This is a genomic window from candidate division TA06 bacterium (assembly GCA_004376575.1).
GTDB lineage: Bacteria > Hydrothermota > DG-26 > E44-bin18 > E44-bin18 > E44-bin18.
Window position 1 is genome coordinate 1 of the sequence record SOJN01000017.1, and the last position, 16,508, is coordinate 16,508.

Annotated in this window: 16 protein-coding genes; all 16 read left to right on the forward strand. The window is 50.2% G+C overall.

The genetic code is table 11. The features are described 5' to 3' along the window. Positions 1–68: 68 nt before the first annotated feature. The 16 genes from E3J62_01060 to E3J62_01135 all read left to right on the forward strand — a co-directional run bounded on the left by E3J62_01060 (position 69) and on the right by E3J62_01135 (position 16,176). A complete protein-coding gene (locus E3J62_01060) occupies positions 69–491 on the forward strand; it encodes a hydrogenase iron-sulfur subunit (protein TET47541.1) in 423 nt (140 codons plus the stop codon). A gap of 191 nt (positions 492–682) precedes the next feature. Then, complete coding sequence (locus E3J62_01065) at positions 683–1,645, forward strand: 4Fe-4S ferredoxin (GenBank protein TET47542.1); 963 nt, start codon at positions 683–685, stop codon at positions 1,643–1,645. Then, complete coding sequence (locus E3J62_01070; GenBank protein TET47543.1) at positions 1,642–2,673, forward strand: 4Fe-4S ferredoxin; 1,032 nt, start codon at positions 1,642–1,644, stop codon at positions 2,671–2,673. The genes E3J62_01065 and E3J62_01070 overlap by 4 nt, the downstream gene beginning before the upstream one ends. Next, the gene (locus E3J62_01075) at positions 2,666–3,589 is read left to right on the forward strand and encodes a heterodisulfide reductase subunit F (protein TET47544.1); all 924 of its coding nucleotides are present in this window, start codon (positions 2,666–2,668) and stop codon (positions 3,587–3,589) included. The genes E3J62_01070 and E3J62_01075 overlap by 8 nt, the downstream gene beginning before the upstream one ends. 96 nt (positions 3,590–3,685) lie before the next feature. Then, positions 3,686–5,014: an NADP-dependent malic enzyme gene (locus E3J62_01080; protein ID TET47556.1), complete on the forward strand. Its 1,329-nt coding sequence runs from the start codon at positions 3,686–3,688 to the stop codon at positions 5,012–5,014. A gap of 122 nt (positions 5,015–5,136) precedes the next feature. Then, complete coding sequence (locus E3J62_01085; protein TET47545.1) at positions 5,137–6,618, forward strand: FAD-binding oxidoreductase; 1,482 nt, start codon at positions 5,137–5,139, stop codon at positions 6,616–6,618. Next, the gene (locus E3J62_01090; GenBank protein ID TET47546.1) at positions 6,615–7,724 is read left to right on the forward strand and encodes a (Fe-S)-binding protein; all 1,110 of its coding nucleotides are present in this window, start codon (positions 6,615–6,617) and stop codon (positions 7,722–7,724) included. The genes E3J62_01085 and E3J62_01090 overlap by 4 nt, the downstream gene beginning before the upstream one ends. Beyond that, positions 7,725–8,498, forward strand: a complete 774-nt coding sequence (locus E3J62_01095; protein TET47547.1) for a hypothetical protein — start codon at positions 7,725–7,727, stop codon at positions 8,496–8,498. Between the two features lie 42 nt (positions 8,499–8,540). Then, entirely contained in the window at positions 8,541–9,998 is a 1,458-nt protein-coding gene (locus tag E3J62_01100) for a hypothetical protein (GenBank protein ID TET47548.1), read from the forward strand. After that, positions 9,964–11,007, forward strand: a complete 1,044-nt coding sequence (locus E3J62_01105; protein ID TET47549.1) for a polyprenyl synthetase family protein — start codon at positions 9,964–9,966, stop codon at positions 11,005–11,007. The genes E3J62_01100 and E3J62_01105 overlap by 35 nt, the downstream gene beginning before the upstream one ends. 23 nt (positions 11,008–11,030) lie before the next feature. Further along, positions 11,031–11,225 carry a hypothetical protein gene (locus tag E3J62_01110; GenBank protein ID TET47550.1) on the forward strand — a complete coding sequence of 65 codons (195 nt, stop codon included), beginning with the start codon at positions 11,031–11,033 and terminating at the stop codon, positions 11,223–11,225. A 49-nt stretch (positions 11,226–11,274) separates the two neighbouring features. After that, a complete protein-coding gene (gene gcvH / locus E3J62_01115; GenBank protein TET47551.1) occupies positions 11,275–11,709 on the forward strand; it encodes a glycine cleavage system protein GcvH in 435 nt (144 codons plus the stop codon). 83 nt (positions 11,710–11,792) lie between these two features. Further along, positions 11,793–12,968 (forward strand): aminotransferase class I/II-fold pyridoxal phosphate-dependent enzyme, encoded by a 1,176-nt coding sequence (locus E3J62_01120; GenBank protein ID TET47552.1) that lies wholly within the window; start codon positions 11,793–11,795, stop codon positions 12,966–12,968. An 88-nt stretch (positions 12,969–13,056) separates the two neighbouring features. Beyond that, entirely contained in the window at positions 13,057–13,575 is a 519-nt protein-coding gene (locus E3J62_01125; GenBank protein ID TET47553.1) for a hypothetical protein, read from the forward strand. Positions 13,576–13,723: 148 nt separating this feature from the next. Next, positions 13,724–14,824 (forward strand): PAS domain-containing sensor histidine kinase, encoded by a 1,101-nt coding sequence (locus tag E3J62_01130; GenBank protein ID TET47554.1) that lies wholly within the window; start codon positions 13,724–13,726, stop codon positions 14,822–14,824. Beyond that, positions 14,821–16,176 (forward strand): sigma-54-dependent Fis family transcriptional regulator, encoded by a 1,356-nt coding sequence (locus E3J62_01135; GenBank protein TET47555.1) that lies wholly within the window; start codon positions 14,821–14,823, stop codon positions 16,174–16,176. Before E3J62_01130 ends, E3J62_01135 begins: the two co-directional genes overlap by 4 nt. Positions 16,177–16,508 lie beyond the last annotated feature (332 nt).

A 16,508-nucleotide genomic window follows, 5' to 3' on the forward strand; every position in this document is an offset into this window, starting at 1 on the left:
ATGAACAAAACCATTAATGAAGAATCTTGTGATAATCTGTGTTAATCTGTGGTTACAGGAGGTTTGTAGTGGCTGAGTTTGAGCCGAAGATAGTGGCATTCTTGTGCACCTGGTGAGCGTTTGCAGCCGCAGACCTGGCAGGTGTGTCAAGGTTCCAGTATCCTCCCAATATTAGGATAGTAAGAATTCCTTGTGTAAGCAGGGTGGATCCCATGTTTGTCCTGCGTGCCTTGCAGAAAGGAGCAGACGGCGTGCTGGTTGCCGGATGCCACCCTGGCGAGTGCCACTACTCGACGGGCAATATGTATGCAAGAAGGAAGCTTCTGCTCCTGAGGAATCTGCTTGGGCATATTGGCATAGACAAGGACAGACTCAGCCTGGCATGGATCTCATCAGCAGAGGGCGAGAAATTCGCCAAGGTTGCCAGAGAGACTGTCGAAAAAGTGAAGAAGCTGGGACCAGCGAAAAAGATGGTCAAGCTGAAAACGTAAATGCTAGAAACCACAAGATTACACGAGATTAACACAAAAAAGCAATGAACTCATTGCAAAACTAGAAATGAGAAATCTCGTGACAATCTGTGTTAATCTGTGGTTACAAGTTTTTGTGGTGTTGACAGCTGATGGCTGACAGCTTTTGTAGGCGTATAGCTGGTTCATTGTGGTTAGGAGGTTAAGGTTACTTGGTCGAAGAGAACCTAAGAAAAGCCGCTAAGACGCTTTTTGATGAAGGCAAGGTGAAGCTCATCATCGGATTTGAGGAGGGCTCTCTTCCTATGAGGGCTTCCCCTGCATTCATAAGGTCCGCCGATGAGACTAAGAGACTGACCTGGAACTCGTTCTGCGAAAACAACCTGGCTTCGTATATCAGGTACTATATCCCCTCTCTCGAGGACGGTGAGAGAATAGGCGTGGTGGCCAAAGGTTGTGATGCCCGCTCCTTAATTTGCCTTCTAAAAGAGAAACAGTTTAAGAGAGAGCAAATAGTGATCATAGGGGTGAAATGCCAGGGCATGATTGACTGGAAGAGAATCAGAGACGAAGTCGCGCCTGATGACATCCTCGAGGCGAAAGAAGAGAAGGACGAGATTGATGTTCGCACGAGATCCTCTCAGAAGAAGTTCAAAAAGTCAGATTACCTTTATGACAATTGCCAGGAGTGCGACCGTAGAGAACCCGTGATTAACGATTTCATCGTGGAGGCTGCAGAACAGGGGACTGGCAAGAAGGACAGGTGGAGCAGAATCAAAGAGTTCGAACAGATGACTCCGGAAGAGAGGTGGAAGTACTTCAAGGAAGAGACGTCCAGGTGCATAAGATGCTACGCGTGTAGAAATGCGTGTCCGGTCTGTTACTGCAGTGAGTGCTTTGTCGACTCCACCATGCCGTATTGGGTGGGGACTACCCTTGAGAGCTCAGATGTCCAAGTGTTTCATCTCATAAGAGCTCTGCACACTGCAGGAAGATGTACATACTGCGGCAACTGTACTCAGGCATGTCCGATGGGCATTGACATTGCTTTTCTTGTCGGCAAGCTGAGCAAGGATGTCCAGGAGCTTTTCTCTCATGAGGTTGGTGTTGACCCTGACGAACCTCCTGCTCTGAGTGCATACAGCGAGAAGGATTCAAACGAGGATTTTGCATGAAGCCTAAGGTGTTAGCAGCCAAAGACCTAGACGCTTTTGTTGAGAATCTGGTTAAATCCCAGACAGTGATGGGGCCAACCAGGACAAAGAAAGGAATCTGTTACAAGCCCATCAAAGACGGAAAAGATCTTGTGCTCGAGTGGGGGAACTCCTTGATCGGTCCCAAGGAATTTCTCTTCCCTCAGAACGAGATCCTGGTCAGGTTCGAAGGGTATGTAGATTCGGCTGTGCCCGTTGGCGAAGCGGAGAAAGTGGGGCCGATTGTCGTCTTTGCCGCGAGGCCTTGCGATGCCAGGGCGATTGCGATACTGGACAAGCTTTTCATAAACGAAGACTACGTTGATGATTACTACAGAGCAAGGCGCGAGGCTACTACCCTCATCTGCTTTTCGTGCAATCAGCCGAGACCGACTTGCTTCTGTACGTCCGTTGGTGGCGGTCCTTTTGATGCGACAGCGTGTGATGTGGCGATGGCCAGGATTTCTGAGGATTATCTGGTTGAAGCCCTGACTGAGAAAGGAGAGAAGCTCGTAAAAGACCTTCCTGATGCCGATCCTTCTCTCCTTGAGAAGAAGGAGAAACTGAAGAAGTCTGCAGAAGAGTCTATCACTACGAAGCTGGATCTTGAAGGCATTCCCGAAAAGCTGAAAGGCATGTTTGAAGATCCGATATGGGAAGAGATAACGGACAAGTGTATTGGCTGTGGAGTGTGTACTTATCTGTGTCCCACCTGTCACTGCTTCGATATACAGGATGAGGCCGTCGATGATAACGGGAAGAGAATTAGAAACTGGGACTCCTGCATGTTTCCCATATTCACGTATCACGGGTCTGGTCATCAGCCGAGAGACAAGAGGCATCAGAGGATGAGACAGAGGATAATGCACAAATTCAACTACTATGTCGAGAACTTCGGGGTCATCGCGTGTGTAGGGTGTGGAAGGTGTATAACCGAATGTCCGACAAATGAAGACCTCAGGGACAATCTGAGGAAACTGAAAGAACTGGAGCCGGCCAAAGTTGAGTGAGAAAAATCCATACGTCCCGATTCCTGTTACAATAGACAAAGCCATTATCGAGACTGAAGACAGGCTCATAAAGACCTTTGACCTTGTCTTCAGGGATAAGGAAGACGAGAAGAGGTTCAAGTACATGCCCGGTCAATTTGCGGAACTCTCGATTCTGGGCAAGGGGGAGTCCCCCATAGGGATAGCATCCTCTCCCACTGAAAAAGGCTTCCTCAAATTCACAGTGATGAAGGTCGGCCTTGTGACCATTGCCTTGCATGAGCTCGAAGAAGGTTCAATCATGGGTGTGCGCGGTCCAATGGGGAACTGGTATCCGGCAGAGGAGATGAAGGGGCAGAACGTGGTAATAGTTGGAGGAGGCTTCGCATTCACTACCCTCCGCTCACTTCTCATATATCTGCTCAGTCATAGAAAAGACTACAAGGACATAATCTGCATATATGGTGCAAGGAATCCCGGGCTTCTCTGCTACAGGGACGAGCTGGACGAGTGGGCGAAGAGGGACGACATGACACTGTATCTTGGCATCGACTGGAAATTCGGTCCCGAAGGTCCTATTGAGGAACCAGCGGCAGAGGGGTGGGAGCCGGTCAACCTGAAGGATCCGACTCAAACGAAGCTGGAAAAGGGCAAGTACAAATTCACCGCATTTGTGCCCCAACTGGTTCAGGCTGTGAAGCCTGCTGCAAAAGACGCGTATGCCATTGTGTGTGGTCCCCCCATAATGATCAAATTCACCATCCCGGTCCTGACAGAGCTCGGATTTCTCCCCGAGAGGATCGTAAACTCACTTGAAATGAGGATGAAATGCGGTATCGGCAAGTGCGGAAGGTGTAATATTGGCAATAAGTACGTATGTAAAGATGGCCCTGTTTTCACCTACAAAGAATTACAAAATCTTCCCAAAGAGTATTGACGCGTGGCGACCAGTTGTCTATAATGCGGTTCAAGTTTGTGGTTCATATCACAACCCAGAAGGAGTGTAAACGTGTCTGAAAAGGAGGCGAAGAAGATGTCGATTGAGGAATTGAAGAAGAAAGCGGAGCAGCCTGGCATAGATGCCATGAAGCTCCATCCTTTCTATCGCGGAAAATGCGAGGTGGTTCCTAAGTGTCGGATTACCAGCTTCGATGACTTTGCGATCTGGTACACGCCGGGCGTAGCTAAGCCTTGTATGGACATAAAGGAGAACCCGGAAAAGGTTCTTGCCCACACCAACAAGTGGAATTTCGTGGCGGTCGTTTCCGACGGGACGCGCGTTCTGGGCCTGGGCAACATCGGGCCGGAAGCAGGTCTGCCCGTCATGGAGGGGAAGGCTATACTCTTCAAATATCTTGGCGGTGTCGATGCGTTTCCCATATGTATTAATACGCACGACCCTGATGAAATTATTTCCCTCGTCAAGTGGATACAACCGACCTTTGGTGGCATAAACCTCGAAGACATCGAGAAACCCAAGTGCTTCTATATTCTGGACACCCTGAGAAACGATCCCGAGATGAAGATTCCGGTCTGGCATGACGACCAGCAGGGAACTGCAGCGATAACGCTGGCTGGACTGATCAATGCCGTGAAGATTGTCGGTAAAGACCTGGATAAGGTGAAGATTTCCATGATAGGCGCTGGTGCCTCCAATGTCGCAATTGAGAGAATCATCACTGCTGCTGGTGTGGAACCCAAAAACATAGTCGTGGTAGACACTAAGGGCATACTTCACAAGGGCAGAGACGACCTGAAAGACGATCCGACGAAATGGCACCTGGTCGAGACGACCAACCCTGACAGTGTGAAAGGCGGCATACCTGAGGCGATGAAGGGTACAGACGTTTGTATCGCTCTCTCCAGGCCCGGACCTGATGTGATAAAAGCTGAGTGGGTCGCCAGCATGGCAAAAGACGCAGTAGTCTTCGTGTGCGCAAATCCTGTCCCTGAGATCTGGCCGTGGGAGGCAAAAGAGGCGGGAGCAAGGGTAGTCGCAACCGGAAGGTCAGACTTCCCCAATCAGGTAAACAACTCTCTGGGATTTCCGGGGATATTCAGGGGCGCTCTGGATGTGGAGGCAACGACTATTACTGATGAGATGTGCATTGCCGCCTCAATGGAACTTGCCAAGTGCGCAGAGGACAAGGGACTGAAGGAGGATTACATTGTTCCCACGATGGATGAGTGGGAAGTCTTCCCGAGGGAGGCAGCTGCGGTGGGCATGAAAGCGATCGAACAGGGCGTGGCCAGACTAAAGATGACTCGGGATGAGCTCTTCAAAACTTCCGCTCAAATAATCAAGAGAGCCAGAGAAGAGACTCAGTGCTTAATGAAAGAGGGCTTCATAAAGATGCCCTGAGGTCGAGTCTTTATCCACGTGGGGGGTCGACTGAACATCTGCGTTTCCAGGGAAGAAACGGAAGCACAGATACCTGCCACAGAGCGTAATCTCCGAATCTGTGAAGTGGGGGGGAAGAAGCTTTGACCCATCAGGAGGTTCTCGAGCTTTCACAGATCGTGGGAGAAGAGAGGATCACTTCAGACGAAATCGACCTTCTCCTGCATTCAGGCGATCTGGCTCCCCTGCCTGAATCGCTGCGCAACATCTATGGGATTAAGCTCCCTGATACTCTTGTTTTCCCCCAGGACGTCGAGCAGGTATCCGCGGTTCTGAAATTCGCCAATCAGAAAGACATTCCTGTCACACCTCGAGGTGCTGCGACCACTGCTACTGGTGCAGCAATACCTGTCGAGGGTGGCATTGCCATGGATCTCTTCAGGCTGAACGAGATTGTGGAGTTCAACCCCCAGGATGAATACATCACAGTAGGCGCGGGATGCCCTTGGAAGAGGATTATTGACTTTCTGGAGAACAGGGGATTCCAGTTGGGCGGATACCCATCGAGTGCCCCGTCTGCAACCGTGGGTGGATGGTTTGGCGCGGGGGCTTCAGCCGGGGTCGGCGTTCCGCAGTATGGACCAGCAGGAGAACAGGTCATCTCAATGGAAGTTGTTCTCCCTGACGGAAAGATCTATAACACAGGTCCCAGAGAGAGCTGGCTTTTTATAGGCTCAGAGGGGACACTCGGTGTGATATGTGAGGTCACCCTGAAAATCTATCCAAAACCTGAGAGAAAGTTCTTCATGTACGATTTTGACAGCATAGATGCTGGAGTGAAGGCTCTTGATGGGCTGTGGCGGCTCAAACCATACTTTCTGACCACGATCAACAGTGGGCTGGCGAGCATGCTCAACGAGGTGGGCATGCATATGTCTTCAAAGCCTCTGATAATAGTGGGAATGGTGGGTGGAGATGAGGAGAGCTTGAAGACAAGATGGAGATCTGTTGAAAAGGCATGCATGGAAGGGAGTTTTCTGGGTGAAAAGCCAGCTGAAGAAGAGTGGGAGAACCGGTTCAAGGTAGGCCTGAGCTTCAAAACACTGGGACCCAGTTTGATGGCGCTGGAGATCAGGATTCCGGTTCCTGAGCTGCTGCCACTCCTTAACGAGCTTGAAGACATTCTTCGTAACGAGAGATGGGGTGTCGAAACATTGCAGGGCGACCATGGTACAGTCTGTGCTGTGATATACATGTTGGCAGATGAGAGGGAAAAGGTCGCCTTCCTGAATAAATTCTCTTATATCATAACTGCGGCAAGGCTGGCCTTCAAACACAAAGGATTCCTGTTTGGTGTGGGCTTGCACAATACTTCTCACATGAATGCGCTGCACGGTGAAGCGTTCCATTTCATGCGGCTAATTAAGAACAAGATCGACCCCCGGGAGATAATGAATCCAAGCAAGACAGTGCAGGTGAGAATGCCTTTCTTCATGCTGGCCATGTCCATGGGTATGATGAGAGGAGTACCAGGTCTTGTCCTGTTTGGCATGGAACTCGCGAGCTACTTACCGCTCGGTCTCCTTAGATTCGGTCTGGGGCTTATGGGAGAAGGAATAAAATGACCAGGGAAGAACTGATCCATCAGGTGTATACATGTGCCACCTGTGGATATTGTAGATTCGGGTGTGTCGTCTACAATGAGACTGGTCTGGAGAGACATACAGTCAGAGGCAGGATGCTTCTTCTGAAGAAGGTGCTGGAAGGAGAATTGCCTTTAGATGATAGGATAGTCGATTCTATATATATGTGTGCGCAGTGTCAGAATTGCACTATAAACTGCCCCACTGGGATAGACTTCGTGGAGATGTCAGAGGCGCTGAGGGATGAGCTATTTCGCCAGGGGAAGATACCAGACTCTGCGAGAATGGTGGCAGATGTTCTAACCAATTACGGCAACCCTTATGCTCAGGCCGCTGATGAGAAGGGGGCATGGCTCCCTTCCAAGTATGCGGAACCGAAGAAGAGCCCTAACCTATTTTTTGTCTCCTGCACTTCTGCCTACCCCCTTAACAGAGTGGCGAAGTCAATCTTGAGAGTCCTAGAAAAGATCGAGTATGACTTCACGGTGCTTGGGGGTGAGGAGTACTGCTGTGGTAATCCCCTTATTAGATTGGGTGAACACGAGAAGTCTCAAGAAATGATAAACAAGAACACTGAGAATTTCAGGAAACTGGGAGTCAAGAGAATATTCACCGCGTGTCCGGGATGCTACAGGACACTTCTCAACCACTACTCATCGGAATTCAAGATCCAGCACATAACCCAGTTTCTGCTGGATCTGGTAGAAGAGGGTAAGATAAAGTTCAAGGAGTTTCCAAAGAAGATTGTGTACTTCGATGGGTGCGACCTGGGCAGGCACTGCGGCGTCTATGAGGAACCAAGGGAACTTCTCAAAGCAATACCCAAGGTCGAACTGGTCGAGTTCGAATACAATAGGGAAAATGCTCCTTGCTGTGGAGGACCTCTCCTGGGAGGCGCTCCTGATCTAGCAAAGAAGATAGCGGAAAAGACCCTCAGGGAGGCCCATGACCTTGGAGTGGACATGATGGTCACATCTTGTGGGACGTGCTTCCTCGCTTTCATGGAAGCGGCCAAGGTGAGCAGCATACAGGTTCAGATAAGGGACTTGCCCATGCTCCTTCCGCCTCTGGTGGAGAAGGGGGAGTAGATGGCGAAGGTTGAACTGAGTGGAGAGAAGACGATACGCTTGGACTCGAGCGCAAACCTTGAGGACATATACAAGGAGACTGATCGTCTTAGACTTCCCGTAGAGCCCACAAGTAGATCCAAGCCCATCGTGAAGTTTCTGCACGAAGGCGGGTATGGTTACGGCTCCTTGACAGAAGGAAGCCTGGCCAGCAAGATATTCAAATTGTCGTGGGAAAGTGGAGGGAGGTCTTACGAGTACGGCCTTGAAGGTTCAACGCTTTACAACGCAGGTTATCCTCTCCAGAGAATAGTGGACATGGGAAAATCTCGGATCTTACAGATGGATTTTGGTCAAATTGTTTCTGCAACGTTCTTGGCAGTGGACTCTTCCAGTCCCGTGGTTAGATATATCAAGCAAGACGTCGAGGAATTTTCGGTTCCGGGAGGTGCAACAAACGCAATGTTCGTAGATGAGAAGGTGGCATCGCTTCTTGGGCTGACTGGAAGGGGACTGCTTGCGACATTCGACCAAGGCAGGAGCGTCGGAGAGGATGCAAAAGAGGCATGGGAGAGAAGGTTTTTTGAGGACTCTCTTCCCAGGGATTTGGAAAAGTGTAGAATCCTGACTGTCAAGTCAAATATTAAGGCGTTGATGGATGTAGCAGGTGCTGACAGCTATTTTCTTACGTTAGCGTCTTTGAAGGGTTTTGTGATCAACATATACTGTTCACCACGGATCAGAATCAAGATTGATGAGGCTGTTGCCTCCTTGAAGCACTGTTACCTGTTGTAGGAGAAAGAAGACTAACTTTCAGCATATTTCAGGCGGTTCACTATGGCTCTACTTGAACCTACGAAAAAAGGAAAACTTGTTAGACACTGGCCTCTGTGGACCTTGCTGATCATTGTCGTTTTCGTCGTCGTTCTGGTCGTCGCAGCGGTAGCCTCCGTGCTGTTTGTGGTTGCAGGTGGGAGTTGGGCAGTCTACCTTGGCCACAAAGCTACTGAACAGCCAGGTTTCTGTGCGCGGATGTGCCACGTCATGGAAGAGTCCGTCGAGTCGTGGCGCGAATCCAGCCACGAGGGAGTGCTTTGTGCAGAGTGCCACAACAAGCCTGGACCGAGGGGGCTGCTGGAGGGTGCAGTCATCGCTCCCATGAAAGAGTCCTGGTTGATAATAACTAGTAACTATGGGCACAAGCCAATAGCTGTTGACATCGCTGATGAAAGCTGCATGAGAGAATCCTGCCACAAAATGAAGAACCTCCAGGGAAAAACTTCTTTCAAAAGAGTTGTATTCGATCATGAGGAGCATCTGGATGGAATAATCGATGGGAAAAACCTTAAATGTGTGAGCTGCCATTCGCAGATGGTACCGGGGACTCATATGGCTGTGGCGGGGAAGGTGTGTTTCATATGCCATTTCAAAGAGAGTACGAAGGATGATGTGCCTCATGAATGTGGTGTATGCCACGAAGGGGCCATGGACATAGTGACATACAAAGGCATGAGATTCGACCATCAGAGCTCTGATGCTTTGGGGCACGCCTGCGAGGATTGCCATTCTGACATCTCTCACGGCAAGGGAGAAGTAAACCCTGAGAAGTGCAAGGTTTGCCATGAGGGAGGTCATCCAGAGGAGAAGGTTCAAGATGTGGCTTCGATGCATGAGAATCACGTGGTTGTACACAATGCTAGGTGTTTCGATTGCCATCAGGAGATAGGTCATACCATTCCAGATGCGTTTGAAGTTGCCTGCGGGAAATGCCATCTGGCCGAGGATATGATGTACAGGGGTCTTGATGGAAGAGGGCACGTCGTTGTACCGAGCAAGAAGGCAGGCCAGCTGGAGATGGATTGCACAGTCTGTCACCAGGAAGATGCGGATTATCTGGCCACCGAAGAAAGCTGTGACATGTGCCATGAAGGGAAGAAAGGGAGAACGATTGAGGATGTTCAGCTAGACTTTCAGAGACGCCTTGTCAAGGCAAAGGACGCGCTGGTTGAGTTGAGAAATTCGCTGGCCGAGCGGTCCAAACCCTCGCCGAAAGCATTATTAATATCCGACGCGGCTTCGGCCAGTCTTGAGCTCCTGGAGTCGGATGGGAGTAAGGGTGTTCACAATCCGGAATATTCCAAGCTCTTGGCATCGCATGTGAGGGACCTGGTCAAGACTGCCAGGAAGAGTGTTCAAGCACCTTCTCCTCCTCCCAAGAAGACTCCACAGAAACCCAAGAAGGAAGAGAAGAAAGCTCCTCATGGAGACCTCGGGGAGTGCTCAAACTGCCACTAGAAAAGGACCAGCCATGCACACCCAGACAGAACTTGAATGCGCGTACATGCCCGTAAGGGATGAACTGGCCCAGGTTGAAAAGGAGCTGAGGAAGTCTGTGTCAAAGGATTTTGGAACCGTGAGCGATGCTCTCGTCTACCTTCTGGGCTCTGAAGGGAAAAGAGTAAGGCCGGCAGTCCTGATACTAGTTGCCAAGGCGTGCGGCCTAAATGGAAGCGGCAGGGGCGTCCAGATGGCGACTGCAGCGGAGTTGTTTCACACTGCAACACTCGTTACAGACGACATTCTTGATGCTGCGGTGATCAGGAGGGGCCAGAAGACAGTGAATCAAAAGTGGGGGACAGATACGGCCGTTCTTTCAGCCCAGTACCTCTACCTGAGCGCGCTTTCCATCTCAAGCAGGATAAAGAGCAATGGCGATGTGAGCGACTATTCCAGAGTGATCCTGGACACAGCCAACTCTATGTTGTCCGGCGAAATCAAGGACATTGAAACTGGAAAATCAGACCGCTTACTGACTGAACAGGAGTACATCAGTATGGTCAGGGACAAGACCGCCTCCCTCTTTTCGGCCTGTTCTCGCATAGGAGCTCTACTGGCCGATGCCGAACCCAGAGTATTGAAAGCCATGCTTGTCTATGGTGAAAACCTGGGTATCGCCTTTCAGATAGCTGATGATGTTCTGGACATCACAGCCGATGAGAATCTGCTCGGCAAGTCTCTGGGGACTGATCTTCGCATGGGAAGAATGACACTTCCTCTCATTCACCATCTTCGGGTTTCAGATAGGAAGACCCGAAGAACATTTGTTGAGAGCTTGGCCAGCGGCAAAGGCGAGTTGGCATCGTTAAGGTTTTCTCTTGAGAGGAGCGGTTCAATAGACTATAGTCTGAATAGGGCCAGGCAGTACGCTTCTGCTGCCCGGAAGTCGCTTGATATCCTGGGCGAATCCGCGTACAAAAAGAGCCTTGAGGCTCTCTCCAGATACGCGGTTCAGCGTGAGATGTAGGCACAGAAAAAAGGAGGTGCAACTTGAGATTATTGACACTGATTTTTGGATATGTATTTCTGGGTTCTTCCGTGCTGGCAGTGTTCACCCTGCTTTCGCGAGCGATGTTCGGGAAATGGAGCATGAAGAACAAATGGCTGGACATCGTGGTGATGGCGGGGATCGTTGTTGTGGGTTTCATTGCTGGAGGCATTTTGCTACTAGGAGCAAGACCTTGAGCTGGAAGCAGGTATATGTTGGTAGGCTCAAAACAGGAGGAGGATAGCGATGGCAGAGATTGCTGGATATAACATGCCAGATGAACTTTACTACCATGGCGAACACGCTTGGGTGAAGAAGGAGTCGGACGAAGTGGTAGTGGTCGGCATGAACGAATTCTATCTCAAGCTGGCTGGTGATACAACCTACATCGACCTTCCCTTTGAGGGGGATGAGGTCACGCAGGGCGAAACGTGTGGTAAAATCCAGTCTTCCAAGTGGGTGGCCAAGCTGGTTGCTCCGTTGACTGGAGAGGTTGTCGAGGTCAATTCAGAACTGGAAGATGATCCGACTCTTATGAACAAAGACCCGTATGACAAGGGGTGGGTATTCAAGGTGAAGCCGTCCAAACTCTCAGAGGAAGTGGCCGGGCTCCTTCATGGAGATGCTGTGAAGCCATGGCTGGAGAAGGAAAAAGAGAAGGCCGACAAAGAGAGTTCATAGTATTAGGGATTAGGTCTGCGACATCCGTTTAGGACTAGCTCCAAGAGGAAGGCACGATCGGCCTCGACAGGATCAGGTTCTTTATGAAAAGGCGCATCGGCAGTGAGGTGGTTCATGGCACCGACGGGGTAGATCCTGGTACCGGCGCCATATCTCCTCCCATATATCAGACCTCAACTTTTGCATTCAAGAGTGCAGAGCAGGGCGCAGCCATATTCGCTGGTACTGAAGACGGCTATGTCTACACGAGAATTTCCAATCCTACCAATGACCGGCTTGCGAAGAAGATGGCCCGGCTTGAAGGTGCTGAGGCGGGTCTCGTTTTTGCCTCCGGCCTTGCTGCAATAGCAGCGTGCGTCATCACTCTGACCAAAAAAGGAGAGAGTTTCATTGCCGATGACACAATCTACGGCGGAACCCATGCCATGTTCAAGGACGTTATTCCGAGGTTCGGTATCACGCCAATACGAGCAGACTGTTCCGACATAAACAACACAAAGAAGGCTCTCAACGAAAGCGTGAAGTGGATCTTCATAGAGACTCCAGCCAACCCAACTATGAAGGTGATAGACATAGAGGCTCACGCCAAACTGGCCGCGAAATCCGGCGTTCCTCTTGTTGTGGACAATACGTTTGCCACTCCCTTTTTCCAGAGGCCGATCGAACTGGGTGCAGACGTGGTGATGCACAGTGCTACAAAGTATATTTCCGGTCACGGAGACGTTGTGGGGGGGATAGTCGTAGGGAAGAAAGATTTCGTTCACAAGATGAGAGAGAGTGCTCTTTCCCACATGGGGGCTTGCATGAGCCCTTTCAATGCCTGGCTTCTTCTGAGAGGGTTAAAGACCCTTGGGGTCAGAATGGAGAGGCACGCGTACAATGCTCAGCGGATATCTGAATTTCTAAGCACGCACCCCAAGATTAGCAGAGTCTACTATCCAGGGCTTTCCACTGATCCGTTTTATGATCTCGCAAAAAAACAGATGAGTGGTATGGGTGGGATGATAGCATTTGAGATGAAAGGTGGCCTGAAAGCAGGAGCGAATTTGGTAAACAGTGTGAGATTGTGCACACTTGCAGTCAGCCTTGGCGAGTGTGATACGTTGATTGAGCATCCTGCATCCATGACCCATTCAACGTTGAGCGAGGAAGAACGGATGGCAGTGGGGATTACAGAAGGGCTGGTGAGGGTGTCTGTGGGTATTGAGGATGTGAACGATTTGATTGAGGATCTAAAAGAGGCTCTGGAAAAGGCGTAAGCTTGAAAACCAACTGCCGACATTGGTCTTGACATCAAGGGATTTTATACTACAATAGCTGAGGAGAACATTAACAGGAGGTGAAAGCGTGAATCGGATTACTCTAGCCCTTTTAATGGCAGCCATGGTGGCGGCGGTGTGTATACCAATTCTTGCTCAGCAGGCGCCTGTTGAGGAAAAAGCTGAAGTGGCCAAGGTCGTTCCAGAGTATGTTGGGTATAAGAAATGTAAACCCTGCCACATGAAGATTTACAAAGCCTGGGAGAAGACTTCACACGCAAAGGCATTCCAAACTATGATTGACAGCGTTGGTGTGGACTCAAACTGCGTTGCGTGCCACACAGTTGGCTACGAACAGCCAGGAGGGTTTGTAGACACTACTTCAACGCCTTTGCTGACCAATGTCCAGTGCGAGAGCTGTCATGGGCCAGGGAGTCTATACAAGAAGCTGCCCATAATGAATAATAGAGAAAAGGCTCTGCAGAACGGAATGATTCTGCCTGATGAGACTGTATGCGGAAAATGCCACACGGAAGAGCAAAGCCCCGATTTCGATTACGAAGAAGCATTGAAGACTGGTTCACACATGGCCAAAGCAGAGGAATAGCTCTGGCGGGGAAAAGCCGCTGAGGAAATGGAGAATATGGAGCCTGGCAGCATAGCCAGGCTCTGTCAACTCTGAATATCATATTTCTGGGCGGAGTCGGGCTGAACATCACAAGAGACTGGTGAAACATTGCCGTGAAGGTCCATTGGTGAAAAAGAGCGAGCTCAAGAAGATTCTAGTTCTGGTGGCAATGGTTACAGCAATCACGCTGCTCCACTACATGACCTCTACCAGGCATTATGTCTTTCATAATATTTACTTACGTCTCTACTATGCGCCCATAATAGTGTCTGCATTCTGGTTCGGTCTGCGTGGTGCAGTTGCCACCGGACTATTTGTGAGCCTGGCCTACCTGCCACACGTCCTGATTCAGTGGGCGCACGACACAGTGGGCAATCCCAATCGCTACCTGGAGATAGTGCTCTTTAATGTGATTGGGCTGGTTGTGGGAACTCTGGCCCAGGCAGAAAGAACCCACAGACAGAAACTGGCTCAAACTGCGAGCGAACTCGAGGAGTCGTATGCCAGGTTGCAGAACCAGACCGAACGGCTACTGGAGATGGAAGCTCAGTTGATGCACGCCGACAGGCTCTCTGTTCTTGGCGAGCTAAGTGCGGCAATGGCACACGAAGTGAGGAATCCCTTGGCTTCAATAAAGGGAACTGTGGACATCTTAAAAGACGGCAAGACAAACTCCAAAGAAAGGGATGAGTTTCTCGGAATACTCAGCAAAGAGGTGGAAAGATTGAACAGAGTGGCTGACGGTTATCTGACCCTTGCACGCCGAGCTCCTTCTGGCCCCGGCCATTGTGATCTCCAGGAGGTTATCAGATCAGTAGTGGCACTAGTTGAAGGCCGTGCCAGAAAGCAGGGAGTGACAATCGAGGTCAGCCATGAAGCTGGAGCCGAGACGGTTCCGATCAACCCTGACCTGTTGAGACAGGTTCTTCTCAATCTTATTGTCAATTCCTTCTCGGCAATGGCAGAAGGCGGAAGACTGGCCATCACAAGCAAAAGGGACAAGCAGTTACTCACAATATCAGTCTCAGATACCGGGTCCGGAATAAGCGAGGATAACCTGGGTAAGGTGTTTGAGACCTTCTTCACTTCCGGAGAGAGTGGGAGCGGCCTGGGTCTTCCCATAGTCAAAAGGATTATGGAAGATGCAGGGGGCAAAGTGGATTTGAGCAGCCGAGTCGGAGAAGGAACGACTGTGGACCTCATGTTTACGCTTGGGGAAGAGAAGTGAAGGGGATAAAAGTCCTGCTCATAGACGATGATGAGAGCCTTAACAGGGTGCTCCAGCACCAGCTCGAAGGTGAAGGACTCGAAGTGACCACTTGCACCAATGGCGCTGACGGTATCAAGCAGTTCCAATCCAGCGACTTCAGCGTTGTAATCAGTGACATCAAAATGCCTGGAATGAGTGGCATGGACGTGCTCAAGAAGGTGAAAGAGAGAAGTGAGGAGACAGTGGTCATACTGATTACCGCCTACGGGACGATCAAGGACGCAGTCAAAGCAGTGCGGTTGGGCGCCGCAGACTATTTGACCAAGCCCTTTGAAAGGGAAGAACTGATACTGGTTGTCAACAGGGCTTTAAGAGCCAGAAAGCTTGAGAGGGAGAATTTGGAACTCAAGAGCCAACTGACCGAGAGATTCAGTTTCGACGGCATAATCGGAAGGAGTTCCAAGCTTGATGAGGTTTTCACGCTTGTCTCGAAGGTCGCTCCTAGTGACTCGACTGTACTTCTGCTGGGGGAAAGCGGGACCGGCAAGGAGTTGCTTGCAAAGGCGATCCACTATGCCAGCAAAAGGAAAGAAGAACCGTTCGTTACGGTAAACTGCTCTGCCATTCCTGAGAATCTCATGGAGAGCGAATTGTTTGGCCATGTCAAGGGGGCCTTTACAGGTGCCATAAAGAACAAGCCCGGAAAATTTGAGATTGCGGACCGCGGCACCATTTTCCTGGATGAAATAGGCGATCTGAAAATTGAGCTCCAGGCGAAATTGCTGCGAGTTCTTCAGCAAATGGCATTTGAAAGAGTAGGTGGTACGAAGACCATAGAGGTGGATGTGCGCGTGATCGCAGCTACCAACAAAGACCTGACCGTTGCCATGAAGAGGGGCCAATTCAGAGAAGACCTCTTCTACCGGCTGAGCGTGGTTCCTATCATCATCCCACCTTTGAGGGAAAGGAAAGACGATATACCCCTATTAGTTGATCATTTTCTGGCCAAGTTTGCGAAGGGGCGAAAGATACGGATTTCCAAGGAGGCTCTGAGAGTCCTGGAAGGTTACGACTGGCCAGGCAATGTGAGAGAGCTTGAGAACGTTATGGAAAGAGCGGTCGTCCTCTCTGGAGGCAAGGTGATAGGAGAAGGTGACGTACCGGATTTTGTCAAGTTCGGCAGAGCGGAGGAGTCTGAGGTTCAAATTTCTCAGGATGGAATATCTCTCGAAGAGATAGAAAAAGAAGCGATCGTTCTGGCCCTGAAGAAAACAGGATGGAATCAGACAAAAGCGGCCGAGTTTCTCAAGATTCCCCGCCACGTCCTTTTGTATAGAATGAAAAAACTCAGTATTCAAAAACCGAAATAGGCCCACGCCAGCACGTTTTACTCTCCGACTTCGCGAACGAAATAGGTCCAAGCCATCGTTAGATGGCATGAGGCATATTTCGTCCTTCGTTGGCCTGAGCCAACGGAGGAGAATCTGCTTTCCCCTGCCCCCCACCAGAAAAGAAGCTGCATGCCCGTCGAAGCTAACAAAAGCGTAGACGAGTCATTGCGAGAGTTGCCACCGGCAACTCGAAGCAATCTCCGGTAAGGTCTTCAATTTCGCAATTTCGTCCCACCCTAACCTCTTTCTCCCCCTTGAGAGCGTGTCCCAAAACCTTGATGCTTTTGAAGGTCATTTGCTCTCTCGCTCTC